Below are 23,600 nucleotides of genomic sequence, written 5' to 3'. Positions count from 1 at the left end.
TCAATCCGGATAAAGGTTCAGCTTCTCAAAGGCGGCATCGTCCATGGCTGAAACTTTACGGAGAACCGAGTCTGCCAAAGCAAAAAGCTCTGACTCGTCCTCCGAAAGCTGTTCCTTCATCAGTGTCAGTGCTTCACACAGCCCTGACCTTGTGCCAGGGCTGTAAAGCATCATCATGTTCCGCTCATCCTGTGTGAAATCCATCATTCAATCTCCCTTTCCGGGTGGCTCTTGGGCGGCTTATGGGAAACATCCGGCACGGGCTTTTCCTTTAACTGCTCCAACACCGAAGGACGTTCCTCTAATCCGGACGCTTTTCCGTTATTGATGATACCGTCAATCATCCCATAATCATCTTCCATTGCCATCTCTGCGTTTTTCAGGTAGTTTTCGGACTTCATAAAGTTTTCCAGCTTCTGAAACCCAACAGAATCTACATAGTGAAAGGATACCTCACCGACTACCTTTAAGGCTACGATGTCGCTGACCGACATACTGTGACCACGGAAATCATCCGGGTGGTCAATATTGAACTTTACATACAAATCTTCCAGCTGCCGATTCACATCCTCGGACATAGAAATGGAGCCATGATAGACCACCTCGTAACGGTCAATCTCAGGCTCCATTTCTTTCTTCTGAAGGTAGCTGTAATTTGCAAACATGAGCGGGATATTATCGTCTACATCTTCCCGCAGCTGAAGAATCGCATAGGAATCCGTGGGGCTTTCCAGAAAAGCAACCATTCTGTCATCCGGGGTGGTATTTCCGTGAACATCATCCCATTTTTCGTTTTTCATATCCGTGTCCTCCTTATCGTTCAGGCTCTTTGCGTTTGGGAGAGGGACTGGCAGGCGCAGCTTTTTCTGCGGCCTGTGCCAGTTTTTCCATGACCGACTCACGCTTCGGAGAGTCGAGCTTATCCAGCTGACTTTTCAGCACTTTGGCAACCTCAACCGCAGTTTCCTCACGGGCTTCTTCAATGGCTGTATTCAGGAACTCACGATACGGAGCCGTATTACCAGCGGCAAGATCTGCCTTGATTTCTTGGATATGCGCCTGCACATCATCGACCTGATCCATATATTCATAGGGGTCGAAGTTCTCTGCAAAACGGTCGAGCTTAAAAGCAAGCTCAGCGATAGGGTCATTGACCACCACCGCCTGTCTGCCGACTTCAAAAGCCTGCTCCATGACATCCTCATAGAACATTGCCCGCAGTTCCCGGCGCTCCAGCCCGAAGGATTCCAGAATATCCCGGCGGACTTCGAGCATGGACAGTTCAGGGTTATCAACCTGACCGCCATCAATCTCGTTGTAGTTTTCATCCAACAGGGTGTAGTCGTAACCATCTTCGCAGGTCTGCACCGCAAGGATTCTATCCTTTCCGACCTTCCATGCGGCTTCATCGCCCATAATCTCAGGCTCCGGCATATAGCTTGCGCCGTTGCGCTCCATAATTTCTGCAAACTGGCAGATATGAAACACATTGTATCCGATCTGCGTATGATACTCGTCAATGAAGGTGCAGGGCTTCACAACCATTTCATCCGGGTAGTGAATCTGCACACAGCTGCCATCGGGGATATGAAACAAATCCTTATAATGGCTGTCGATAAATCGGATTTCCTTACCATCCGGGTTGTACTCATTTGTCATTTGCGCTTTCCTCCATTTTCAAATTCCATACTGAACTTCGTTTTGCCATCATCTGATACCTCCATAAAGACGGTGGCATCAAAGGTGTTGCCCGTTCTTTCGGACTTGCAATTCTTGAGCTTTACCTTGCCGGAACCAAGCAATTTCTGCGCCGTGGCAGAAGTCATGCTCTTGCCGATGCTCGCAAAGTAGCGATTGTTTTTCCAGAGGGCAAATTTGCAAGCTCTGTTGGAACAGAAAAATGCCTTGGCTTTGTCCTCTACAGCACTGCCGCAGAGCGGGCATTTGCCGATAGAATTGGCTTCTTTCGACATCATAACCTCGGAATCACGGATTACTTCATAGTTCTGAATCAGACCGGCAATCACATCTTTGATCTCGTCCATAAAGTCCTCGCTGGCATATTCGCCTTTCTCAATGAGCAACAATTTTTCTTCCCAATCCGCCGTCATGGATGGGGACTGAATCTGTTCCGGCATGACTGTTACCAGAGCCGTACCCTTGTGGGTCGGAATCAGGTGTTTGGTTTTCTTATCACCCTTACGCTCCAGAAAACCGATGCGAACCAGCTTCTCAATGATACCGGCACGGGTCGCAGGCGTTCCCAAACCTTTGCGCTCCACCTCATCAGGCATTTCGTCCGCACCGGCAGTTTCCATAGCAGAAAGCAGAGTATCCTCTGATACATTTTGTCAAGGTGGTTTTAAGAAATTTTCCCGCAATCGTTCATAATAAGCCGCTTGATTTTATCGCTCATAGTTTCCTTGCTGGTGGTGCTGAAGTGGATTTTCACCCGATAGGTCGTGTTTCCGATTTTCTTCACAATATCGGGCTGTTCTGCTTCCTTTACGGTCAGAGGGGAAGCGTTTGCGGGGGTGCTGGCTTTATTGCTCATAGGCTCTCCTTTCCATGAAAAAAGCCCTCATGCTACGGCGCACAAGGGCTTATAGTCATTCTTCTATAACTCTGAAAGTGCGAAAGTGCAAAGCGCAAAGGGTCTGCGTTTTGCACTTTCAGCTTGCGGGTTCGGGTGGCTGCTTCTTCTTGATGAAGTTGTACCATTGACCGCCGACACGCCTTGCGCCTAAAATGCCGCCCATGTTGCGCTTGGCGTTCTGTACCGTCCTTTCGGATATTCCGGCTTCGGCTGCGGCTTTTACAATGTCCTCACTGGCAAGCTCTTTCCCGTCTGCAAGCAGGTCAAGTATCAGCCGTTCCGCCTGTTCGGTCTTGGTGGCGGTGTTGCCGCCCGCGCCGGACAGCAGCTCGTCGGCGGTGATGTCGTATTCGCCTATCCACGAAAAGCCCGTTTCCGGGTCAAGGCAAAAGGCAACGGGCTTGCCCTCCGGCGCAAGGGAAGATTTGTCATGGACGATAACGCGCACATTCGGTTCTCGCTTCACGCGCCCGATCAGCAGGACGCTCCTTGCTGCGGCGCGGAAGTCGATAGAACCTAAGCCCCGGTATGCGCTCTGCCCTCCGGCAGCTTTGTTGAGATGTCCGATAAGGATAACGGCGCACCCGGTACGCTCGGCAACATCGGCAAGGCGGCGGAACATGGGGCGCACTTCGTTTGCTCGGTTCATGTCGGTCTTTTCGCCCATGTACGCCTGTATGGGGTCAAGGATAATCAGACGCGCTCCGTTCTGCGTGATTGCCTTTTCTATGCGCTCATCGGAGAGGGTAAGCTCCCGCTTGGCTTCATCAATCACAAGCACGCGGTCAAGGTCTGCTTCTGCTTCTATCAAGCGAGGCTTGACGGTATCGCCCAGCCCGTCCTCGGCGGTCTGGTAAATCACTTGGAATGGCGGCAAGGGCTTCATTCCCGGCAGCGTTCCCCCGGTGGTGCAGGCGGCGGCAAGGCGTAGGGCAAAGGTGGTCTTGCCCTCGCCGGGATTGCCTTGCACAATGGTTACTTTCCCAAAGGGAATATACGGCTCCCATAGCCATTCAACGGTCTGCGTGTCAACCTCGCTCATGCGGATAATCTCAACGGTTTCTTCCTGCGGCGGCTCTTTCAAGCCGTAAATCGCTTCACGGATATACTTCCCGTCCGCGATTTCTGCCCGGTGCTGCAATACCTCGTTCCAGTCCTTGTAAAGCGGCACAAGGCGGTGAACGGTCAAGCCCTCCAGCACAAACTCCGCAAGGCGGCTGCAAGCGTCGCTTCCGGCTTGGTCGCTGTCAAGGCAGAGGTACACGGTCTTGATGTTCGGACGGTCAGAAAGGAAACGCAGCAGGGCTTTTTCTCCCACGCCGCCCAGTGCAAGGTAGCTTTGTTTCTGCCAGTCCTTTTTGAACAGGCAGAGGAAAGATAACAGGTCTATCGGGGCTTCAAAGACAAACAATCTTTCGCCCTCGCCCCGGTAGCAGAAGTTAAAGGCTTTGTCACTGCCTTTCACATCAAGCCGGAAGCTCCCGGCTGTGCCGCGCTGGTGGGCGTAGCGTGGTACTCCGTCCTCGTCCCGCCCTACGAATACGGCGTTGTGGTAGGCGGCTTCCTCGTAAATATCCCCGGTGGAAAAGAAAAAGCCCGTCACATCTTCATCAATGCGGCGGGCTGCTGTGAGGTAGTTCCTCGCTATGCGGTTGTCGGTGCTGCGGGGTGGCAGTCGGAAGTCGGATAGGGGCGCGGGGCTTGGTCTGTCCGGCGGCGGGGCGGCTCCTTTTTCGCCTGTCAGCAGTTCAACGGCTTCGGTGAAGCTCTTGCCGAAAAACTCCATGACAAAATCAATGGGTGCACCGCCCTTACTCTGGCTGTGCCTGTACCATTTGTTTCCCCGGACGGTCAGGCTGTCGTGCCGCTTCCAGCGGTATTCATTTCCGGCACGGGTAAGCTGCTCGCCCTGTGATTGCAGGAAAGAAACAAGGTCGGCTTGGTTGGCGCGGTCTATCTGTTCTTGGGTGTAATACATAAAAGTTCAACTCCTTTCAGCGGTCTATATCATGCCGCTTGGTGCGGCTCTGCGTCTGCTCCGGTTGGTCGGCGCGGAGTGCAATATCCACACACCTGCGGATTTTTTGAAGCTCTGAAACATTGGTGCGGGTATCTTTCAGTTTGGTATAATCGCTGTCCCTCTGTGTTTTGAGGTCAGCATATTCCTGTTCCCATTCCGCAATAGGCAAGGTCTTTGTTCCTTTCGGCAGATTTGCATGGAGATAGCGGCTTGCTGCGTTCCATAGGGTCAGCTCGGCGCGGTGGGCTTCCTCGTACTTGTCGCGCTTGTTTGTCCAGCCGTTTTGCAGCTTTTTCAGTTCATCGTGAATGGGCTTGTACTCTGTGTAGTTCTTCCCGTATTCAATTAGCTTTTGTAGCTTCTTCATGCGTTCCTCGGCGGTTTTCATTCCTGCCCGGATTGAATAGGCTTTATCGCTGACAGAGGAAAGGGAAGCGTCCAGTTCATCAAGATTAGAGATACCATGCTCGGAAAGATAGTTGACCGCTGCCGCTATGGTTTTCAGTTCATCGGCTGTGTGCTGTTGTTGCCAACGCTGCGAATACTTCCGGCTCTTTTCTCTCTGAACGCTCAAATACTTCATCAGCAGATTTGCAAGGTTGGGAGATTGCGGCGGCTGTTCCGGGGCGGTTTCCCGCGCTTTGAACAGGTCGGCAATCCATTCCTTGAGCTTGCTAATCTGCGCCCGGATTTCCCGGATAAGGCGGTTTGTCTTTTGAATACTGCGGTTCAGTTCGCCTTTCTCGGTGGCGATACCTTTCTTCTCCATCTGGCAAGCCGCCACGCCCATGTGGACGGTGGGTATCTCGTCAATGCCGCGCTCGGCGTTACTGCGGTGGTCGATACGCTCCAGGCTTCCGGCACGCTCAAGATAGTCGTTTGAAATATCAGCCCATGCCTTGCGCCAAACAAGCGCATTTTCTTGGCTGTTCCAGCCCGTGAGGTCAACCTTATGCGTCTTATATCTGCCGCTTGGCAAGCGGATACGCTCGCCGTTTTCGTCAAGGTCATATTCCTTTTTGGATTTCGCTGCCCACGCGCCGCGCTCGTCAAGGGGGCGCATGGTAAGCATAATATGACAATGGGGGTTGCCGCTGTTGGTGTCGTGGATAACAAAATCCACACACATTCCTCTGGAAACAAATTGAGAGGAACAGTATTCCCGGACAAGCCGGATCTGTTCCTCTCGTGATAATTCTATGGGGAGTGCTGCGTCAATCTCACGCGCAAGCTGGGCGTTCCCGGCTTTCTCATAAAGCTCCACGCTGTTCCATAGGGTAGAACGGTCAGAGAAAGAGGGCGGGGCATGGGGCGGCAGCATGATTTCGGTATGGACAACGCCGCCTTTGCGGGTGTAGTCGTGGGTCATTCCGTCCCACTCGTTTGTCAGCTTTTCGCCGCTTCGGTAGGCGGCTGCGGCAACGGCTGATTTGCCTTTTCCTCGGCTCACAATGCCGACGTTCCAATGGTAAATGGCTATGGGTATCACCTCCCGGATAGGATAATAAAACCCGCAAAAATGGTACAGACGCCAACGGCGGGTGTACTGTTTTTGTGGGTGTGCAGGGATAGCCGCAAAGCGGCGCAAGGGGTGCAGCCCCTTGTTGCGGCAAAGCCGCCATATCGGAGTGCGGGGAAATCTCCCTGTGCGGAGATAAGCCCTCGGCAGAGCGCACACGCCCGTAAGGGTGTATAAGTGCGCCCTTAGTGCCTAAGGGATTTTCAGCTTGTCGCTCCCTCGGCTCGTTTTTTCAGATATTCCCGCGCTGGTTCACTCGTCAAGGCGAGCCTAAGAAGTGCTGCGGCTTCCTCGTCGGTCATGTTCTTTGCTTCCGGCACAATGCTTTCAAAGACTGCGCCCCGGACGATAAGGCGGTGGCTGCGCGTTCTGCGTTCCTCTTTGGATAGCTTCTGACGCAACATCTTTTCCCGGTTCTCAAATTGCCGGATTTTCTTCTTTCCGTCCTCAATCTCGGCTTGCAACTCCTCGCGGGTTTTCTCTCTTGGCTTTGTCATGGTTGGGCGCTCCTTTCTGCTCATAAGCATAGAAAAAGGACAGTCGATTTTCTCGGCTGCCCTTGTAAAATAGAAAACTTATTTACTTTGCAAGAAGGTTTTGTTCGGATACTTTTTCATCAGAAGTATGGCTTGTTTGGGCGTGGGGCATATCAGTCTGAGTTTCCGTCAAAGTCTGTGTTATGATAGCGTTCATATAACCAGTATTTTCCATCAAACTCAACGACAATGTTATCGCCGTACTGATAAACCGCAGCCCCTACAATATCATCATTTGCTTGGAAATTTTCTTTTGGTTCTTCCGAAGAACTAACTGTGTTTTCGATTTTTCCTAACAAATTGAAAGAACTTTTTTCATCTGCGAAGTTGGGTTGAGAGTCAACGATTTGATAAAGCGTATCATTTACATAGACCATAGGAGCAATATCTCCAGAAATGGGAACCAATGCCTTTAGCAAATCTTCTCCTGTTACACCTAATTGTGCTTCATCGCTTGCAAAAGGAATACGCAGCAGGTATTGTTGGTCTACTTCGTAAAGATATATATAAATGCCTGAGCCAACATCTTGTGTGTCACCTAAAAGAGAAAGAACATCTTCTCTTGTCATGGTCGGTGTTAGTTCTTTAATTTGCTCAGATGTTACCTGCGTCGGTGTATCGAGCGGTTCTTTGTTTTCTGGTATTAGACTAAGAATTTCTTCAGTCAACGGGTTGCTTTCTCCTGCGTCAATCGTTTTTGCAGCTTCTTTTATTTCTTTATGAGAATAGTCGCTCAAATCTTCAACAGCAATGCCGAGAGAATTGAGATAATCAACCGCTGCATTATATTGAATTATATCAACGGCAAATGCGGTCAATGGTATCATCAAGCACAAGCAAGCTGCAATAGCCCCCCACTTTACCCAAATGGGCTTTTTGGCTTTCTTCTTGTAGTTGAGAGCTTCATCGACATATTTTGTGTCAAGCTCGCTCATAGCGTCGGAAAACTTCTTTGCATTCATACGAATACCTCTCTTTCAATCAAATATTGCTTCATCTTCTCGCGGATACGGGTCAGCCGGACAGAAATGTTTTTTTCTGAAAGCCCCATAAACTCGGCTATGTCCTTATAGCTGTCGGAAAACCAATAGCGGCGCATGAAAATAACGCGGTTTTCGGTAGTCAGCGTGTCTAAAAATGCTTCAATGATACGGGCTAACTCTTTGGCTTCGATTTCTGCTTCTACTGTATTCGGGGCTGCTATACAGGCTTCAATTTCTTCCAAAGCAATCGTGTAATGGCTGCTCCGTTTGGCTGCTTCCTTTCTCCAATAGATTTTGAGTGAAATGTTCCGAACGATTTTAACAAGATAAGATAGCAGCGGGTTAGGTCGTGCCGGGGGAATGGCGTTCCATGCGCCTAAATAAGCGTCGTTTACACATTCCTCCGCGTCTTGTCTGCTGCCTACGATATGGTAGGAAAGATTGTGGCAGACCTTTCCGTATTTTATATCCAGCTCTCGTATGCCTTGTTCTGAACGTCCAAAAAGCATTTCTATGATTTTTTCGTCGTCTATCATCTCACCGCCTCCTTTCGGGCTTCACCTATGTACTACGGTTTCAGCGGCAAATACTACATCTAATCCGAAACTTTTTCAAAAAAATTATAGCACATCTTTTTGAATAGGGTGTGTCAAGTTGCCGGAATGTTTCTTTGCCGCTTTGCTGGCGGCGTTCCTCCGTTCCTCACTGTATGGGGCGGTCAGACGGAAAGAGAAACGCCCCTTTGCAATATCAAACTCCATGCAGCCCGTTTCGGGGTCTGCGTCGGTCTGGCGGCACTGGTCGGGGTGCTGTCCGGAGTAGGCGGCAAGCCGCTTCTTTAAGTCGGTGTTGTGTGTGCGGATATGGATAAGGGGGTCTTTCTCGTCAAACCATATATCGGTGGTCTTTTCCTGCTTCGTAAGCCCTGTTCTCATAAACTCTCCTTTCTGCGCCCCTGTTACGCAATAGGGGCATTTTTCGGGTGTTTTTCCCGGCTCTTGACTTGGGGAAAATGAGGATTTTCAAATAGAAACCGCCCCGGTGAACCATTCCTCGTCCGGGCGGTTCCTATCGCAAGATTTCTGTTTTTTCCGGCTCTTGACCGTCAAACATAAATTAGCTCATGCTATGTGTTCTCCTTTCTGTTCGGCGGCAAGGGGCAGTTGCTCGGCTTGCTCCTGCTCCTGCTGCTCTTTCCATTGCCTGCGTTTCTTTTCCATATAGCGTCGATTGTACTCTGCTTTTTTCGCTCGGCGGCGTTCCTGTTCCGCTAACGCGGCCTTTTCTTCCTCGGTCAGTTCCACTTCCTTGTGAGGGATGTCCACCTTACCAACAAAATTAAAGAAAATTTCAATTTCCTGTATTCTGCTTGCTCCTTTGCCCTGGGCTTGGTGGACGAGGATTTTTTCTACAAACTCATTTATCATGGCAGGGGTCAACTCGGAAAAGTCTGTATATTTTCTGACAAGGGAAAGAAACTTTTCGGCGTTGATGGTTTCCCTGCTTATGCGTTCAAGTTCCTGTTGGTCTTGGGAAACGATTTCTGTCAAATCGCTTAGCTCGGCCTCGAAATCTCTGAGCATTTGTTCAAAAAGGGTATCGGAAAGTCGGCCACTTACATTGTCCTCATAGAGCTTTCGGATTAGGCGGGTCAGTTCATCGGTACGCTTCTCGTTGCGCTGCTTCCGCTGGCGAATGGATCTTGCAGCTTTTTCCTGCCTGTCCTCGGAAGCGGAGCAGACCTGTGCCATAAACTCAGCTTCATTGTTCAACGCATAGTCACAAACGCCCTTGATGGCTTCCAACAAAAGCTCGTTTACAACAGCAGTACGAATAAGGTGCGTCGTGCAGTATTTATCATAATGCTGGTTGCCCAAATCATAACGGGAACAGTTGTACTCGTCACGTTCCGGACGCTTTTTCCCGTTGGGTCTGCCCGCCCAGTCACGCGCGTTTCCGGCCTTGCCCCTGTGGTTATACATCTTTGCACCGCAATCCGCGCAAAACATCAAGCCGGTTAGTGGATTGGCCTTTCCTATGCTGTCTGTCCGGCGAATGGTTTTCCGTAGAGTTTGTACGCGTTCCCATGTTTCCTTGTCGATGATAGCTTCTTGTGTGTTCTCAAAAATGACTAAATCCTCTTTGGGGGTCATTTTGACGCGCTTATCTTTATAGCTCTCCTTATAAGTCCGAAAGTTTACCGTATGCCCCATATATTCCTGCTTGGAGAGTATGTCGGCAACTGTACCGCCGCGCCATGTGTAGGGGTCTGCGGCATTGTAGTTTGATTGATGGTTTCCCATACCGCGCTGTGCAAGATAGTAAGAGGGGCGCTCAACCTTTTCCGTTGCCAATATGCGGGCAATTTCATACGGGCCTTTTCCCTCAATGGCCATGCGATAAATCCGGCGTACTACTTCGGCAGCTTCCTCGTCGATAATCCAATGGTCTTTGTCGTTGGGGTCTTTCTTGTAACCGTAGATACAGTGGTTGCTTGTGTGCTTGCCGGACATACCTCTTGCCCGTAAAACAGAGGTTATCTTACGGCTGCAATCACGAATATACCATTCGTTCATAATGTTCAAAAAGGGTGCAAACTCGCTGCTTTCCCGTTTGTCGCTATCTACTCCGTTGGTAATGGCAACAAACCGCACACCTTTCTCTCTGAACATCACTTCGGTGTAAAAGCCCACCTGTAAATAATCTCTACCGACGCGGCTCAAATCTTTAACAAGGACAGCAGCGATTTCGCCTTTTCCAATGCCCTCAATCATGCGCTTCCAACTTGGGCGGTCAAAACTTCCACCAGACCAACCATCATCTGTGAAGTGGACGCAATTCGTAAAACCGTTGGCTTTCGCATAGTCCTCCAGCATTTTCTTTTGATTGATAATGCTGTTACTATCACCTGTGAGGTCATCGTCACGGCTCAATCTCTCATAAAGGGCGGTGATTTTACCGTTGCCTAATTTCTTGGGTTTCATGGGAACGCTCCTTTCTATGGGTGATTTCTTATCCCCCTTTCACAGCATATATCTTCGGTAAAGTGTTTAGGGGGAGATGTTTTCCCTTCCTTGATTTCCGTGCCGCTGACGGTCATTTCGTCACCAACGGAAACAGAAGGGAGTGTCTGCACGTTTTCGTCGGATTTTGTCGAATCATTTTTCTGAACCAGAGCTTTCCATCCATCCTGCACAACAGTTTTGCCTTTGGTGGAAAACACGGTACCGCCACAGTCCAGCTCAATAACTGTCTCTGCGTATCGGTGCGGATCGCCAACAGCTACGCACAACCGATTCGAGATCAGTTGCAAAATTGCAAGTTCACCCTTGGGAAGTTCGCTCAGATTGCATTTCTGCAATTCTCTGGTCGGAATGATGGCATGGTGATCTGTGACCTTTTTGTTATTCACAACCTGCTCTGCATGAACTGGTATGTTATCCACATCCTCCACGGGGAATGTGTGGAAAGCCAGCTTTACGAGGTCGGTCAGGCTATGTGCCATATCTTCCGTCAGAAACCTGCTGTCGGTACGGGGATAAGTGACCAGTTTCTTTTCATAGAGGTTCTGCGTGTAGTCCAAGGTCTGCTGTGCCGTGTAGCCAAGCACACGGTTGGCTTCTCTCTGTAAACTGGTCAGGTCATAGAGCGCAGGCGGCTTTTCTGTTTTCTCCTTACATTCAGCTTTCTGAACGATTGCCACCGAACAGCTTTGTTTGACAGCTTCGGCTGCTGCCTTGGTTTTGAAGCGTTCGCTTGCAGCCGTAAAACCATCCAATCCAATCTGAACTGTGTAGAACAGTTCAGGCTTGAATGCGGAAATGGCAGCTTCTCGCATAACAGCCATAGCAAGGGTAGGGGTCATAACACGACCAACATTCAGGGTCTGCCCGTAAAGGGTCGAAAAAAGTCGAGTAGCGTTAATACCAACAATCCAGTCGGCTCGTTCTCGACACAGTGCTGCTTCATACAAAGCATCATATTCCGTTCCAGACCTGAGATTTTCAAAGCCCTCCTTGATTGCTACATCTTCCATCGAGGAAATCCAAAGCCGCTCAAACGGCTTTCTGCACCCGGCTTTGTGGTACACCAACCGAAAGATCAGCTCGCCCTCACGACCGGCATCTGTTGCACACACAAGACTCGCAACATCTTCTCTGGCCATGAGCTTTTTCAGAATCCCAAACTGTTTTTTCGTACCGGCAGAAACCTCATACTGCCAGTCCATCGGGAAGATAGGAAGGTCTGCATAAGCCCATTTGCTGTACTTCGCATCATAGACTTCCGGCTGTGCCAGCTCCACCAAATGCCCTACACACCAGCTGACCACATATCCGTTTCCCTCTAAGTAGCCATCCTCACGCTTGGCAGCACCTAACACTTTGGCAATACTCTGTGCAACCGAAGGCTTTTCAGCCAAAACTAATTTCATTTGCATCTGCTCCTTTCACAAAAAAATAAGCAGCCACACACCGTAGTGCATGACTGCTATGTAAAAAGTTCGGAAAGGATTTTTGCAACCTGATACAATTTTCTGTTCTACAATCTCCGTCATAATAAAAATATCTCCATCATTTCAAAAGAGAATGACGGAGATATTTCACCTTGCTTATTCTTGTAGCAACCAATCGGCTATATCGTGAATTTCGATTCCTTCATAGCTATATTGGGGATGTTTGGTTCTGGCAATAATCATTTTCGGATAAGCGTCTCGAATCTGAAGCAGAGGAGAGCATTCTCTCTCAAATGTTTCCTGCCCGGAAATGTTGTCGCTGACCTGAATATAAATCTTTTCGCTACCTCTCTGAGCAACAAAGTCGATTTCCTTTTGATAGAGCTTGCCGACATAGACATCATATCCACGGCGAAGAAGCTCGATACAAACAACGTTTTCATATACTCTGCCATAGTCTATATTTCTGCTTCCCAGTATTGCATATCGAATACCGCTGTCACACAAATAGAACTTTTCAGAGCTTTCAAGGTATTTCTTACCTCGGATGTCATATCTCTTAATATCATAAAATACAAAAGCATTGCACAAATACTTAATGTACTTGCCGACGGTTACATGATTGGTTGGAGTCTCATTTGCTGTCAGTAGCTGACTGACCTTATTCGGAGAAGTCAGGTTGCTGATATTATCCATAAGGAACTCGCTCAGACGTTGTAAAACCAAAGTGTCCGGGAGAGTATATTTCTGTACCAAATCCCTTGTAACAATCGTTTCGTAGACCTCTTTGATATAGTTTGTTCTGTCTTTTTCGGTTCTATAAGCATAGGAACCTGCTAAACCGCCCTTGATAGCGTACTCATCAAAGAGCTTATCTTTGTCACTAATATCATCATAATACTGGCAATATTCCTGGAAGCTGAAAGGAAACACATGAATTTCAATATAGCGTCCGGTAAACAGAGTTGCCAGATCTGCACTCAACAGGAAAGCATTAGAGCCTGTTACATAGATGTCGTATTTTCCCTTAGAGTACAGGCTATTGATTGCCAACTCAAACTTGGGACACATCTGAACCTCGTCTACAAACAGGTAGTTCGTTTTTCCTTCCTGATAATGTTCTTCCACATAGGCGTGTAAGGCATGGTATTCCTTGATTTCTTCATACGCCAAATCCATGAAGTCGATGAAGATAATATTGATGTTTTCAAAATTGCTTTTCAGATACGCAATATACGCCTGCATCAATTTGGACTTACCAGATCGACGAATGCCCGTGATGATCTTGATGTCAGGAGTACCATTCAGTTCAATGATTCTATCGAGATATTTTGCTCTCGTGATTGTTTTCATATAGTCACCCGCTTTCAAAAATTGAAGTTTTTTCATTTCTCGAAACCGCTTCGCTGTACTTATTATACTGTCTGCTAATAGTATATGCAAGATGTCACTTTCAAAAACGCAAATTTTTTTATTTTTTGAAAGCGGAAACTATGTAAAGGCAACCCGAAGGCTGCCCCAGGCATCAAGCCTATCCTGTTTACACAGGTTCATTATCATCTTCATCGACGGAGCTATCTTCATCGTCGTCCTCAAACTCCGGATCGTACCCATAGTCCTCGTCATCGTCCACATAATCAGCATCTGGGTCAGGCTTTGCCGCTTCCTGTGCCTTCTTCTTTTCCTGGACTTTCTTAAATACGAAGAATCCACCACCACAGGCAAGCACAATCAGAGTAAGAATCGCCGGGAGCATATTTGTGGATTTCGGCTTTTCCTCCGGTGTCGGTTCTGTAATTTCAGGAACTGTTTCAACTACTTCCGGCTTTGTTTCCTCAACCGGCTTGGTGAACTCTGCAACTTCTTCCTCGTCCATCAGCTTGAGCAGGTCGGCTTCATCCACCTGATTCAGAAAATGCACGGTTTCCTCGCCCTTATCATCACGGTCAATGATGATATAGAAGTAGTTTCCGTTTTTGGTTACAGCGGTAATGAACTGCTTTCCGCTTTTCGTAGGCGAGCCAGCGTCATCAACCAAAGTCAGATTGCCGTCGGGAGTAAGCGGTAGCATCGGCTCCTCCGGCTCTGTTTCGGGAACTTTTTCTTCGACCGCAGGTTCTTCAGTCGCTACGCTTTCATCTACATAGGCAAATGCCGTTGTAGAAAACACGCCAAAACACATTGCACACGCCAGCAATGCGGCTCCAATTTTCTTAAATCTCATTCTGCGTTTCCTCCTCATTCATAGTATTGATCGTATCAGGCTTCGGAGCCATATCCGCAGCAAACATACGGAGCAGCTCGGAAAGCTGTTCGGGATTCAGGTTCGCAGCATGAACCATCTCATGGATTTCGGAATTTTCCTCCTCACGGTATCTGCGTTCCAGGTCTTTCACCTTAGCATCCCATTCTGCCCGTTTCTTACGGGCTTTTTCAAGGTCTGCACCTATTCTGTCTAACTTGGCACTCAATCGCCATCCCTCCTTTAGTTTCTGATTCTGCCGAAGCAGTAAAAATGCTGTTGCCAGTAATTCGATTCGATAGAAGCGTAGGAAATGGGGTTTCCGCAGTGGATCATCATACCATTGCCAACATAGATACCAACGTGTGATGCACCGGAGGTATCATAAGTGCCTTGGAAGAAAATCAAATCTCCCGGTTTGGCAGAGCTTTTCGGGATAATGTCGCATACGCCCATCAAACCGTTTGCGGTCAAACGACCAACACTCCAACCGTTTCCGCAGTGATTGATTACATAGGAAACAAATCCGGAGCAGTCAAAGGAGGTAGACGGGCTGCTGCCGCCCCACACATACGGGTATCCCAGATATTTTTCAGCTTCCCGAATCATATTGGCAAATCTTGTGTCTGTCAGCGCTTCGCCCGGAATATCATAATCGGTGTACTCGCCGCCAGGGGTGGCGTAAATGTCATTTCCGAAAATATCCGGTCTGTTGCCCCTTGTCTGAAGCAAAATTCTATATCGCTCCATATCATCTTCCGACAAGCCGGAATTTGAAATCACACTGTTCAAGCCCTTATTTCTGAGCTTCACATTCAGAATATAATATTCGTAATCTTCTTCCTCTGTTGTTGTCTCTCCCGTTTCGGGATCAGTAGAAGATGTTGTTCGTGTACGAATCTCTACTACTTCCGTCAGGGTCAGCTCATATTGTTGCTCAAATAGCCATTGCAGGGTAGCCTGCACCTCATCTCTGGTGTAATCCTCAAACTTCACCGTCAAATACGCCGCCAGCTCATAAGGATTGTGGTTGATTTCATCAAGGTCATACCGGTACTCGTCATATCCGCTATGAGTACGCTCGATATTATTGATTTTATTGCGGAGCGCAGCTTCCAAAGCCTTGTAATCATTGTCCGCACCAATAATATCTTCCTCTTTTGCAGTAAAAGAAGTTCCCAGAATGATCTGTGTGCCGCCTTGGAACATAGCCGAACAAGACGAGAACATCCCTGAGAGTATCATAAAAAGCAGTCCGGCAATCAAAACAAACAGAATCGTTTTAGAGTGTGTGGTGCAGAACTCCGTTACTCTTTCTGTGATGTTCTTGGCTCCCTGAGCTGCTTTGCCCGTTGCCTTGCCTGCACCCTTAGATGCAGAAGCCGTTGTCGAAGCGGTATTCTTACCGGCTTTGGCGGCAGCATATTCTTTCTTGATTGCCCTTTTCTGTTGCCAACGGGAAAAGGGATTGGAACCGGCATCGGGGTTGTCCTTTTTGAACTTCTCATACAGGGCATTTACATTTGCTTTATCTGACTTCTCAACCAGCTTTTCCGCCTTGTCGTAGGCTTTCAGCTTGTGACTGTAAACGGCATGATCGACGGTATAGACAGTGGATTCAACAGCCTTGGTCGTTTCCTGCACAGCCTGAACGCCGATATTATCATCCTCATATTCTGACACCGCCCGATGTGCTTTGGATGTGAGCGTGACTGCGGCACCACGGCTTGCCATGTGCTTTGCCACAGATGGGCGCTCGATTTCCGTAAACTCCGCTTTTTCAAAACGGAGCTTTGCTTTACGGGAACCGGCTGCATCTGTTTCCAGCTTTAGCTTCGGCTTTGCCTTTTTAGAAGCCAATTTGTCTGCCGCTTTTTCAGCCCTATCAACCGCCTTATCTGCACGGTCGGCAGCTTTCTTCACATGAGAATCTGCAAGGTCATCTTCGGTAAAACGGAGTCGTGTAGGTCTTTTCGCCATACATTACGCCTCCTTTTCCTGTGCCACCTCGTTTAACTTCGTGGTCATAATGCGATACAGTTCCAGATCTGTCGGGAATCGGTCAATGAACGGCAGAATCACATTGCCATAGAACAGAAGTCCTTCGCCCTCACCGGAGTTGGTTACATAGGACAGCTGATGCGGCGAAATGTTCAACCGCTGTGCCAGAATACTTCGGTCATCGCTTGCCTGATTCAGCATATAGATGAAATCAGAGTTTTCGAGGATGTTGGCAATCTCCGGGGAACGAAGCAGGTCTTTGACATTCTGAGTAATACCGGTCGGCAAGCCGCCCCATTTACGGAATCGCTTCCAGATTTCTACGGAATAGGTTGCCGTCTGTTCTTCCTTCAGAAGCAGATGGAACTCGTCAATATAATATCTGGTCGATTTACCGGCAGAACGGTTGGCAGTTACACGCCCCCAGACCTGATCCTGAACGATCAGCATACCGATTTTTTTCAGCTGATTGCCCAGCTCCTTAATGTCGAAGCACACCAGACGATTCTGAATATCCACATTGGTTCTGTTGTTAAACAGTTTCAGAGAACCCTTAACATAGATTTCCAAGGCGGTCGCTACATGGTGGGCTTCCTTTTCGTCCTGTTTCAGAAGGGCATCATACAAATCCTCAAGGATCGGCATATTCTCAGGGGCAGGATTGTCGAAATATCTCTGGTAAATCTGATGCACACAACGGTCGATAACCGTCTTTTCGATAGGCTGCAAGCCATCCTTACTGCCCATAATCAACTCACAGAGGGACAGGATAAAATCAGCTTTCAGTGCTACCGGGTTGTCATCCTCAGAGTAGTTCAGGTTGATGTCCATAGGGTTGATATAGTTGGTACTGGAGGAGCTGATTTTTACCACCTGACCATTGAACTTGTGAACCAGAGCCGCATATTCCGCTTCGGGGTCGCAGATGATAATATCGTCATCCGTAACCAGGAACGCATTGGTGATTTCACGCTTTGCGGAAAAGGATTTACCGGAACCGGGAGTACCCAGAATCAGTCCGTTGGGGTTCTTGAGCTTCTTTCTGTCCACCATGATAAGGTTGTTCGACAGAGCATTCAGCCCGTAATAGAGCGTTTCTCCACCATTCTGGAACAGCTCCTGCGTGGTGAAAGGCACAAAAATAGCCGTGGAACTGGTAGTCAGGCCACGACGAATCTCAATCAGGTTTTGTGCCAAAGGCAGGCTGCTCATCAGTCCGGATTCCTGCTGAAAATCCAAACGACGCAGATTGCAGTTATGCTTCTGGGCGATGCTCTGTGCCTGGAACACATTGTTCTCCAGTTCCTGCTCGGTGCGCCCGGTGTTCAGCACCAGAAATGTCACCATGAACATTCGCTCATTCTGGCTCTGCAATTCTTTCAGAAGTGACTTCGCATCTTTACCATAGGTAGCAAGGTCAGATGGGATAATGTCCATGTCATAGCCAGAACGCACAGCCTTTTTCTGTTCCTCGATTTTGGAACGGTCAAGCTCGGTGATGATTCTCTTGATGGTCTTAATCGCCGCAGTCTGGTCAACCGACTGGATGTGCATGGTCACGATCTGCGTGGATTCCATATCCAGAAAATCCGCCAGCATACGATCAGACAGGTCTGATGCCGTAATTGCCAGATAAGACATCGAACCGAAGATACTGCCCATCTGGAAGGTGCGGTTGGTCTTAAAGGCAAACGCCGTCGGAGCAATGAAGTCCTTTACGGACAGCCCGGATTCCACAAGATACTTCCAATCGAAGAAGAACTTATCATTATCACCCATGTGGAACATAGAGTGCATCAGATGCAGCCGCTCTTTGCCGTTCATGGTAGTGGCAATGACACCCAAACGCCGAAAGTTATTGAGCAGATCGTTTTCGATATGGTTGAGTCTCGGCTTTGCCTGCCGCATGGATTCGGCTTCAATGCCGAATGTCAGGTACTTGGTTTTGGTCAAGCCGTTGTTGCCCTGCGCCAACTGCTTTTTCAGCATCTGGCTATACTCGGCACGGACGGGATTGAAGCTGTCCTTCTTGAACGGGATACGGATACTCTTTTCAAAGCTTTCAGCATCGGTACTCAGGTTCATAAAGGAAAGCTCAAAGTGAATGGAGCTGTCAAAGAAATTCAGGAAACTGCACCACTCATCGAAGATGGCAGTCTTATCTTCCTGCTGTGCCAGCTGATAGTTGATGTCCTGAAACTGAATGGTCTTGGTGTAATAACTGTCAGTGACACGGCAGATGCCATCCGGGAACATTCTCTGAAAGGGAATGGACTGCTGTGCAGTCTGCGGAATACCGTTGTCCTTCTTTGCCCGTTCCACAACAGCTTTAATTTCTCGCTGCTGCTTCCGATTCAGATTTGCAGGCATTTTGATGTTTCTTGCCTGTGGCTTCTTTTTGAAAAACAATTCGTTCAACCTCCTTTTCCAGTTTGTACTGACGCATCAAAGCGTCATAATAGTTGTCCGTCTGATAAGGGCGAACCTTGGGACGAACGAATTTGGTCTGAATGAAGTGTTCTACAACCACTTCCAACGGCTGACTATCCTTTTCATACATTGCCAGAAAGAACAACGGTAACATGACGATCATCATGGACAGTGCTGCAAGGCTCACATTTCCGGTTGCTTTGACCAGAAAGAAAATCGGCACTCCGATGAGCGCCGCCGCACCAAAGCAAAGTAACTGCCGTTTCGTCAGATTGAAGAACACTTTTGTTTTTACCCTCGTCAGGTCACGAGGTACGGGAATATACGCTGCCAAACAATTTCCTCCTTCCCTTAGTGAGCGCTGAATACACCCTTCGCAAGCGAACCAGTCTTAAACAGGGTGAAGCACAAAAGGACGGTGTAGCCCATAACACCCCAGATAGAACCGATGATGTCATCACTGAATGCGATAGACTGAATCAGCACCGCATAAATGCCCACGCAGATCATAATCAGGAATCCCTGGAATCCGATTGCAAACAGCGAACGCAGATAATTCTGTCCGATATTGCTCTGTTCTCTGTTTCCAAAAGTGGAAAGCGGAATCGGGGCAAGGCTGACCATCAGATAAATTTCAATCATTCGACCGTAGACGATCACAAAGATGATGATTGCCAAAGCGGACATCGTGACCTGCACGATAAAGGATTGCAGGAACAAGCCGAGCAAAGGACCCAAATCCATTGCCATCAGCGTTTCTTCCATTGTTTCCAATGCCGAAGCATCTATGGCAGTATTTCCGGATATGATACCGGCGCTTGCGTTTATAACGTGCTGTGTCACATCAAACACAGCCATCGTGATATTGAATGTGTTTGTGATTAACATGACCGCAACAAAAGTCTTGAACACCCATTTGAAGAAGATCCAGGTTTCAAAATTTGCCAGATTGTTGTGGTCAATAATCATCTGAATTAGCTCATAACAGGCAATGAAGGTCAGAATCAAGCCTGCGATTGGGATAATCACTGACTCGGAGATGTTTCGTACCATGGCAAAGACACCCGGCGAAAAATTCGCCGGGGTCATGCCAACGGAGGTTGCTATCTCGCCAACCTGGTTGTTGACGGACTCAAACATCCCCGACAGATTTCCCATAATAGCTGAAACGAGCATTTCTTTCAGCCAGTCTGTGATCTGTTGGAGTATGCTGTCCAAAGGCGATTACCTCCTTGTTTTGTGATTAACCGAACAGTCCGGAGAGCAGAGGTACAAGGGTGGTGCCGATGAGGGCAACACCGCCGCCAGCCATGAGCTGCTTCATGCCCTGGGACTTTGCGCCGGGGTTATCGTTGCCGTAGCCCTCAAGCAGATTGATTGCACCCCAGATGCCAAGACCTGCGCCCAGAGCGATAACGAGAGTCTGAAGAACGGTTACTGCGCTATTGAAAAATGCCATAATATTTTCCTCCTAAAATTTGAAATTGTTTTGAGAATAGAAAAAGCCCTCCGTACTACCGGCATCAAAACCGGACGGAAGGCTTAGTTTACGAGAATCTTTTCAAGGAACTCCTCGACGGTTATCACGCCAAGTTTCTGTTCCATTCTGCTTCTTGCATATTCAGTTTCACAATCATATATATCACCACCACCTTTCATAAGAAACAGCCAATACATTGACTGCAACAAATCTTCACGAGAAGCACAGATTGTCGGTGAAAAAACGACAGGTGAAACCTTCAGAACCTCTGCGAGTTTCGCTGTGGTTTCTGCATTAGGGGTTCGAGCGTTTTTCTCATACTGAGCAATACGGACATCCGCTGTTTTCTCGGAATACCCCATCAGGAGTCCAAGCTCTTTCTGGGTAAGGCGGCGAAATCGTCTAACGAACTTCAATCGCTGCCCAATAGAGGTATCCGTGATCCACCAAGTCATTTTTTTTACACCTCGCTTTCTGCAAATTCTCGATATACAACCTCATTTTTTGCTCTGCGCTTGCCTACGGCTTCACTGGGAGCAAGGTCAGGGTAGGTTGCCTGCACTTTCTGTCTGCTTCTGCGGACAGTTTCAAACCCCGGAAAGCTGCGTCTATCCAGTTCCTTCAAAAACACAGGAACCGTCATGGCATGAATGTCGATGCCACGCAGACCGGAATAGTGTTCCAGTACCATCAGGTACAAATGATTGTCGGTATTTCTTGCCTTGTGGTCGTGTTCCAAGATGTTCTTAACCAGGGCAGATACCGTTTTCAGATTTTCCAAACAGAAACCTCCTTAATCCGCATCGACTACCACAAACTCATCACCTGCCTTGAGCTTCAACCTTCGACTCAGAAACTGCTCAATGTTGAACTCATTTCTCTTATCAAAGTCTGATGTGTACTTATAATTGGGGTGCTGCGTCAGATCGTACTTGTCAGAAAGAAACGGTCTGACACCACGCAACTGCAAAATACACTTGCTGCCATCCAGAACCGCAAGCTCATCTACGCTCGCAAGGTCTTTGCCTAACTTCTGATAATTCAAGCCGTAAGACGGGCTGTTACCTCTGGTGTTGGAGGTGTTGTAGGTGTCGATAGTTTCTTTTCCCAATGCCTGATTCAGTTCTTTGAGCGTGGTTGGCTCAGAACCACCCAGGAAAATTCGGGAATCCATGTTGCCGATGATGGTATCGGCATTGTCTTTATAAATGGCTTTCAGCTGTGATTGTGCCTGGAGAACAAGGCAAGCCGATATTTCACGGCTTCGGATTGTCGCTACCAGTTTTTCCAGATTGGGAATCTGACCGATGTTTGCCATCTCATCAATCAAGCAGCGCACATGAACCGGCAGTCTGCCGCCGTACACATCATCTGCTTTCTCGCACAACAAGTTGAACAGCTGTGTGTAAATCATGGAGATCAAAAAATTAAACGTCGCATCCGTATCTGACATAATCAGAAAGAGCGCCGTTTTCTTATCTCCGAGAGTATCCAACTGCAACTCGTCATAGGCAGTCACATCTCTGACCTCCTGAATATCAAAAGGAGCCAGACGAGCGCCGCAGGAAATCAAAATCGACTTAGCGGTCTTGCCAGAGACGAAAAGTCAAGGACTTTTTCATCAAATTCACAAACAAGTTACATTTTGCTGAATCTCGTTGCGAAGCAGACGCTTGATTTTGTCCTCCATTGTCTCTCTGGCGTTCTCGTTGAAGTGGACACGGACGATATAGGTCGTGCCGTTTATCTGCTTTCTGACGGTGGGTGCGGTGTGCTGGGTGGTGGTCTGTGCTGCTGTGTTTCTGTTTTCTGTCATTCAATACCTCCTGTGAATGAAAAATGCCCGACAAGGAAAGGCTGACAACGAAGTCCTGACAACGGACATTCAAAAACCTTTTATCTTATCGGGCGGCTCTTATTGCTTACTATTTACTTTTTCTTTGAAATCTTGGTTGTCAAGGTTGTCAGAGAGAGAAAAGTCCAGTCTTGACAAGGCTTTTTCGGATTTTGCCCGACAACGGGATTGACAACCGGCTCGGCAACAAGCTGACAACAGGATAGCAATTTTCTATCGCCATCCCTCCGGCAGTTCCATCTGTTCAAGCTCCGCATCGGAGAGAGGAATAAATCTTCCGTCTCCGTTGTCAGCTTCTCCGTTGTCGGGCAACTCACGCTCCCAACCTTTCTGACGAAGATACGGCTTCGGGAAGTGTCTCGGATTGCTGAAAGACTTCCAACCTTTGACAACATTGTTCATAATGTCGTTTATCTCTCGCAGTTCCCATTGCTTCGGCTCGTCATACTCATGCCCCAATGCTTCTCTGTAAAGCTGTTTGGAGCAGACGGCATTGCCTGTGTAGCTGTCCAGATAATCAAGTATCTGTCCGGCTTTGGTGTCCTCCGGCATAAACTCCCTTTGATGTGCTTTCAGATACTCATTCATTGTCGGGCTAAACCGCAGCTTGAAGTCTCTGCTTCGGTAGATCGCCATTGCTTCTGCCCACATCTGATGAATGTAGGCTCTGGATTCTTCCTCATTGTCGAGGATATGCACCTCGGCTCTTTCGGGGTAAACCATGACCGGCACGAAACGGCGGTTGCCTGTGCGGTCAAGGGGTAGGAAGTCCAGAGTATTTGACGAACCGCCAAACACGCATTGTCGCTTGCGGTCTGCCGGATGTGTCTCATAGGGGACTTTGTAGGTCTCTTTCTGTCTGCTCAAAAAGGACTTGATTTCCTCAATACTCTTTGCATTGGCTGTGGCTATCATCTCCGACATCTCGATTATCCAATGCCCTTGCATTTTGCGGTACACATTTTCATCATCCAGCTTTTTAAGGTCATCGGTAAACCAATCGTCCTTGACCGCAAGCAGACGGAAGAAAGAGGACTTTCCGGCTCCTTGCCCTCCGACAAGGCATAGCATGACTTCAAACTTGCACCCCGGCTTAAAGGCTCGGCTGATTGCCCCAAGCAGAAACAGCTTCAAGGCTTCATAGGTATAATCATCGGCATCCGACCCAAGAAAGCGGTGCAGACAAAAGCGTATGCGTTCCTGTCCGTCCCACTCCAAGCCGTTCAGAAAATCGCAGACAGGGTGGTAGCGGTTTTCGTTGGCAATAACCAATGCGGCATCCTCGATTTTCTTCTCAACCGTCAAGCCGTAGTGTTCTTCAAAGTAGAGAAGCAGATATTTAATATCCACATCGGTCAGAGTGGAGCTTTCACGATACCAACCAAGCGGCTTTACAATGTCGGTGCGTTCCGTCAACAGATTTTTGCGGATAGCACCTTTCAGTAGAGGGTCATTCTGAAATACCGTCTTGTAATTCATGGCGGT

23 protein-coding genes and 3 pseudogenes are annotated in these 23,600 nt (G+C 48.3%); all 26 read right to left on the bottom strand.

The genetic code is table 11. From position 1 onward, the window contains the following. Entirely contained in the window at nucleotides 1-204 is a 204-nt protein-coding gene (locus tag DBQ51_RS05100) for a transposon-transfer assisting family protein (RefSeq protein WP_015564218.1), read from the bottom strand. Next, on the bottom strand, nucleotides 204-800 hold the full coding sequence (locus DBQ51_RS05095) for a YodL domain-containing protein (RefSeq protein ID WP_002304389.1): 597 nt from the start codon (nucleotides 798-800) through the stop codon (nucleotides 204-206). The genes DBQ51_RS05100 and DBQ51_RS05095 overlap by 1 nt, the downstream gene beginning before the upstream one ends. 13 nt (nucleotides 801-813) lie before the next feature. After that, nucleotides 814-1,659, bottom strand: a complete 846-nt coding sequence (locus DBQ51_RS05090) for an LPD16 domain-containing protein (RefSeq protein WP_002304387.1) — start codon at nucleotides 1,657-1,659, stop codon at nucleotides 814-816. Next, nucleotides 1,656-2,333: pseudogene (locus tag DBQ51_RS05085) on the bottom strand (DNA topoisomerase); the annotation flags it as partial. The gene DBQ51_RS05090 and the pseudogene DBQ51_RS05085, both read right to left, overlap by 4 nt. 29 nt (nucleotides 2,334-2,362) lie before the next feature. Then, nucleotides 2,363-2,554: a transposon-encoded TnpW family protein gene (locus tag DBQ51_RS05080; protein WP_055059682.1), complete on the bottom strand. Its 192-nt coding sequence runs from the start codon at nucleotides 2,552-2,554 to the stop codon at nucleotides 2,363-2,365. Between the two features lie 118 nt (nucleotides 2,555-2,672). Further along, entirely contained in the window at nucleotides 2,673-4,574 is a 1,902-nt protein-coding gene (locus DBQ51_RS05075) for an AAA family ATPase (protein WP_107630938.1), read from the bottom strand. Nucleotides 4,575-4,590: 16 nt separating this feature from the next. Beyond that, nucleotides 4,591-6,105, bottom strand: coding sequence for a MobQ family relaxase (gene mobQ, locus DBQ51_RS05070; RefSeq protein WP_107632130.1), 1,515 nt, complete (start codon nucleotides 6,103-6,105; stop codon nucleotides 4,591-4,593). Nucleotides 6,106-6,338: 233 nt separating this feature from the next. After that, nucleotides 6,339-6,632: a DUF3847 domain-containing protein gene (locus tag DBQ51_RS05065; RefSeq protein WP_008982219.1), complete on the bottom strand. Its 294-nt coding sequence runs from the start codon at nucleotides 6,630-6,632 to the stop codon at nucleotides 6,339-6,341. Nucleotides 6,633-6,784: 152 nt separating this feature from the next. Then, complete coding sequence (locus DBQ51_RS05060; protein WP_107630937.1) at nucleotides 6,785-7,633, bottom strand: hypothetical protein; 849 nt, start codon at nucleotides 7,631-7,633, stop codon at nucleotides 6,785-6,787. Then, on the bottom strand, nucleotides 7,630-8,190 hold the full coding sequence (locus tag DBQ51_RS05055; RefSeq protein ID WP_107630936.1) for an RNA polymerase sigma factor: 561 nt from the start codon (nucleotides 8,188-8,190) through the stop codon (nucleotides 7,630-7,632). The genes DBQ51_RS05060 and DBQ51_RS05055 overlap by 4 nt, the downstream gene beginning before the upstream one ends. An 84-nt stretch (nucleotides 8,191-8,274) precedes the next feature. Beyond that, the gene (locus DBQ51_RS05050) at nucleotides 8,275-8,589 is read right to left on the bottom strand and encodes a hypothetical protein (RefSeq protein ID WP_107630935.1); all 315 of its coding nucleotides are present in this window, start codon (nucleotides 8,587-8,589) and stop codon (nucleotides 8,275-8,277) included. Nucleotides 8,590-8,775: 186 nt separating this feature from the next. Beyond that, complete coding sequence (locus DBQ51_RS05045; protein WP_107630934.1) at nucleotides 8,776-10,638, bottom strand: DUF4368 domain-containing protein; 1,863 nt, start codon at nucleotides 10,636-10,638, stop codon at nucleotides 8,776-8,778. A gap of 50 nt (nucleotides 10,639-10,688) precedes the next feature. Further along, nucleotides 10,689-12,086: pseudogene (locus DBQ51_RS05040) on the bottom strand (DNA topoisomerase); the annotation flags it as partial. 177 nt (nucleotides 12,087-12,263) lie between these two features. Beyond that, nucleotides 12,264-13,496, bottom strand: a complete 1,233-nt coding sequence (locus tag DBQ51_RS05035) for an ATP-binding protein (protein ID WP_002304383.1) — start codon at nucleotides 13,494-13,496, stop codon at nucleotides 12,264-12,266. 151 nt (nucleotides 13,497-13,647) lie between these two features. After that, entirely contained in the window at nucleotides 13,648-14,331 is a 684-nt protein-coding gene (locus tag DBQ51_RS05030) for a DUF4366 domain-containing protein (RefSeq protein WP_002578950.1), read from the bottom strand. Continuing rightward, nucleotides 14,321-14,578: a DUF4315 family protein gene (locus DBQ51_RS05025; protein WP_002304378.1), complete on the bottom strand. Its 258-nt coding sequence runs from the start codon at nucleotides 14,576-14,578 to the stop codon at nucleotides 14,321-14,323. The genes DBQ51_RS05030 and DBQ51_RS05025 overlap by 11 nt, the downstream gene beginning before the upstream one ends. 14 nt (nucleotides 14,579-14,592) lie before the next feature. Continuing rightward, entirely contained in the window at nucleotides 14,593-16,329 is a 1,737-nt protein-coding gene (locus tag DBQ51_RS05020; RefSeq protein ID WP_002304377.1) for a C40 family peptidase, read from the bottom strand. Nucleotides 16,330-16,332: 3 nt separating this feature from the next. Beyond that, nucleotides 16,333-18,720 (bottom strand): VirB4-like conjugal transfer ATPase, CD1110 family, encoded by a 2,388-nt coding sequence (locus DBQ51_RS05015; RefSeq protein ID WP_002588967.1) that lies wholly within the window; start codon nucleotides 18,718-18,720, stop codon nucleotides 16,333-16,335. Then, nucleotides 18,680-19,114 carry a PrgI family protein gene (locus DBQ51_RS05010; RefSeq protein ID WP_002304375.1) on the bottom strand — a complete coding sequence of 145 codons (435 nt, stop codon included), beginning with the start codon at nucleotides 19,112-19,114 and terminating at the stop codon, nucleotides 18,680-18,682. The genes DBQ51_RS05015 and DBQ51_RS05010 overlap by 41 nt, the downstream gene beginning before the upstream one ends. 17 nt (nucleotides 19,115-19,131) lie before the next feature. Further along, the gene (locus DBQ51_RS05005) at nucleotides 19,132-19,998 is read right to left on the bottom strand and encodes a VirB6/TrbL-like conjugal transfer protein, CD1112 family (protein ID WP_002304374.1); all 867 of its coding nucleotides are present in this window, start codon (nucleotides 19,996-19,998) and stop codon (nucleotides 19,132-19,134) included. 25 nt (nucleotides 19,999-20,023) lie between these two features. After that, on the bottom strand, nucleotides 20,024-20,239 hold the full coding sequence (locus tag DBQ51_RS05000; protein WP_002576404.1) for a Maff2 family mobile element protein: 216 nt from the start codon (nucleotides 20,237-20,239) through the stop codon (nucleotides 20,024-20,026). 83 nt (nucleotides 20,240-20,322) lie between these two features. After that, nucleotides 20,323-20,715 (bottom strand): helix-turn-helix domain-containing protein, encoded by a 393-nt coding sequence (locus DBQ51_RS04995; protein WP_002304334.1) that lies wholly within the window; start codon nucleotides 20,713-20,715, stop codon nucleotides 20,323-20,325. 5 nt (nucleotides 20,716-20,720) lie between these two features. Continuing rightward, nucleotides 20,721-21,041, bottom strand: a complete 321-nt coding sequence (locus DBQ51_RS04990; RefSeq protein ID WP_002304332.1) for a hypothetical protein — start codon at nucleotides 21,039-21,041, stop codon at nucleotides 20,721-20,723. 12 nt (nucleotides 21,042-21,053) lie between these two features. Next, nucleotides 21,054-21,857, bottom strand: a pseudogene (locus tag DBQ51_RS04985) (VirD4-like conjugal transfer protein, CD1115 family); the annotation flags it as partial. Nucleotides 21,858-21,887: 30 nt separating this feature from the next. After that, a complete protein-coding gene (locus DBQ51_RS04980) occupies nucleotides 21,888-22,076 on the bottom strand; it encodes a transposon-encoded TnpW family protein (protein ID WP_055163299.1) in 189 nt (62 codons plus the stop codon). A 252-nt stretch (nucleotides 22,077-22,328) separates the two neighbouring features. After that, nucleotides 22,329-23,594, bottom strand: coding sequence for a virulence-associated E family protein (locus tag DBQ51_RS04975; protein ID WP_227589489.1), 1,266 nt, complete (start codon nucleotides 23,592-23,594; stop codon nucleotides 22,329-22,331). Between the last annotated feature and the right edge of the window lie 6 nt (nucleotides 23,595-23,600).

Source organism: Agathobaculum massiliense (assembly GCF_900291975.1).
Lineage (GTDB): Bacteria > Bacillota > Clostridia > Oscillospirales > Butyricicoccaceae > Agathobaculum > Agathobaculum ammoniilyticum.
The sequence above is the reverse complement of the archived record's forward strand: the minus strand, read 5'-3'. Positions and strand labels throughout refer to the sequence as shown.

Coding starts and splice junctions, on each gene's coding strand:
- DBQ51_RS05065 (WP_008982219.1), bottom strand. CDS start 6,632: ATGACAAAGCCAAGAGAGAAAACCCGCGAGGAGTTGCAAGCCGAGATT.
- DBQ51_RS05050 (WP_107630935.1), bottom strand. CDS start 8,589: ATGAGAACAGGGCTTACGAAGCAGGAAAAGACCACCGATATATGGTTT.
- DBQ51_RS05000 (WP_002576404.1), bottom strand. CDS start 20,239: ATGGCATTTTTCAATAGCGCAGTAACCGTTCTTCAGACTCTCGTTATC.
- DBQ51_RS05060 (WP_107630937.1), bottom strand. CDS start 7,633: ATGAATGCAAAGAAGTTTTCCGACGCTATGAGCGAGCTTGACACAAAA.
- DBQ51_RS05075 (WP_107630938.1), bottom strand. CDS start 4,574: ATGTATTACACCCAAGAACAGATAGACCGCGCCAACCAAGCCGACCTT.
- DBQ51_RS05080 (WP_055059682.1), bottom strand. CDS start 2,554: ATGAGCAATAAAGCCAGCACCCCCGCAAACGCTTCCCCTCTGACCGTA.
- DBQ51_RS05055 (WP_107630936.1), bottom strand. CDS start 8,190: ATGATAGACGACGAAAAAATCATAGAAATGCTTTTTGGACGTTCAGAA.
- DBQ51_RS04995 (WP_002304334.1), bottom strand. CDS start 20,715: ATGACTTGGTGGATCACGGATACCTCTATTGGGCAGCGATTGAAGTTC.
- DBQ51_RS05045 (WP_107630934.1), bottom strand. CDS start 10,638: ATGAAACCCAAGAAATTAGGCAACGGTAAAATCACCGCCCTTTATGAG.
- DBQ51_RS05090 (WP_002304387.1), bottom strand. CDS start 1,659: ATGACAAATGAGTACAACCCGGATGGTAAGGAAATCCGATTTATCGAC.
- DBQ51_RS05095 (WP_002304389.1), bottom strand. CDS start 800: ATGAAAAACGAAAAATGGGATGATGTTCACGGAAATACCACCCCGGAT.
- DBQ51_RS04975 (WP_227589489.1), bottom strand. CDS start 23,594: ATGAATTACAAGACGGTATTTCAGAATGACCCTCTACTGAAAGGTGCT.
- DBQ51_RS05100 (WP_015564218.1), bottom strand. CDS start 204: ATGGATTTCACACAGGATGAGCGGAACATGATGATGCTTTACAGCCCT.
- DBQ51_RS05035 (WP_002304383.1), bottom strand. CDS start 13,496: ATGAAAAAACTTCAATTTTTGAAAGCGGGTGACTATATGAAAACAATC.
- DBQ51_RS05030 (WP_002578950.1), bottom strand. CDS start 14,331: ATGAGATTTAAGAAAATTGGAGCCGCATTGCTGGCGTGTGCAATGTGT.
- DBQ51_RS04980 (WP_055163299.1), bottom strand. CDS start 22,076: ATGACAGAAAACAGAAACACAGCAGCACAGACCACCACCCAGCACACC.
- DBQ51_RS05020 (WP_002304377.1), bottom strand. CDS start 16,329: ATGGCGAAAAGACCTACACGACTCCGTTTTACCGAAGATGACCTTGCA.
- DBQ51_RS05015 (WP_002588967.1), bottom strand. CDS start 18,720: ATGCCTGCAAATCTGAATCGGAAGCAGCAGCGAGAAATTAAAGCTGTT.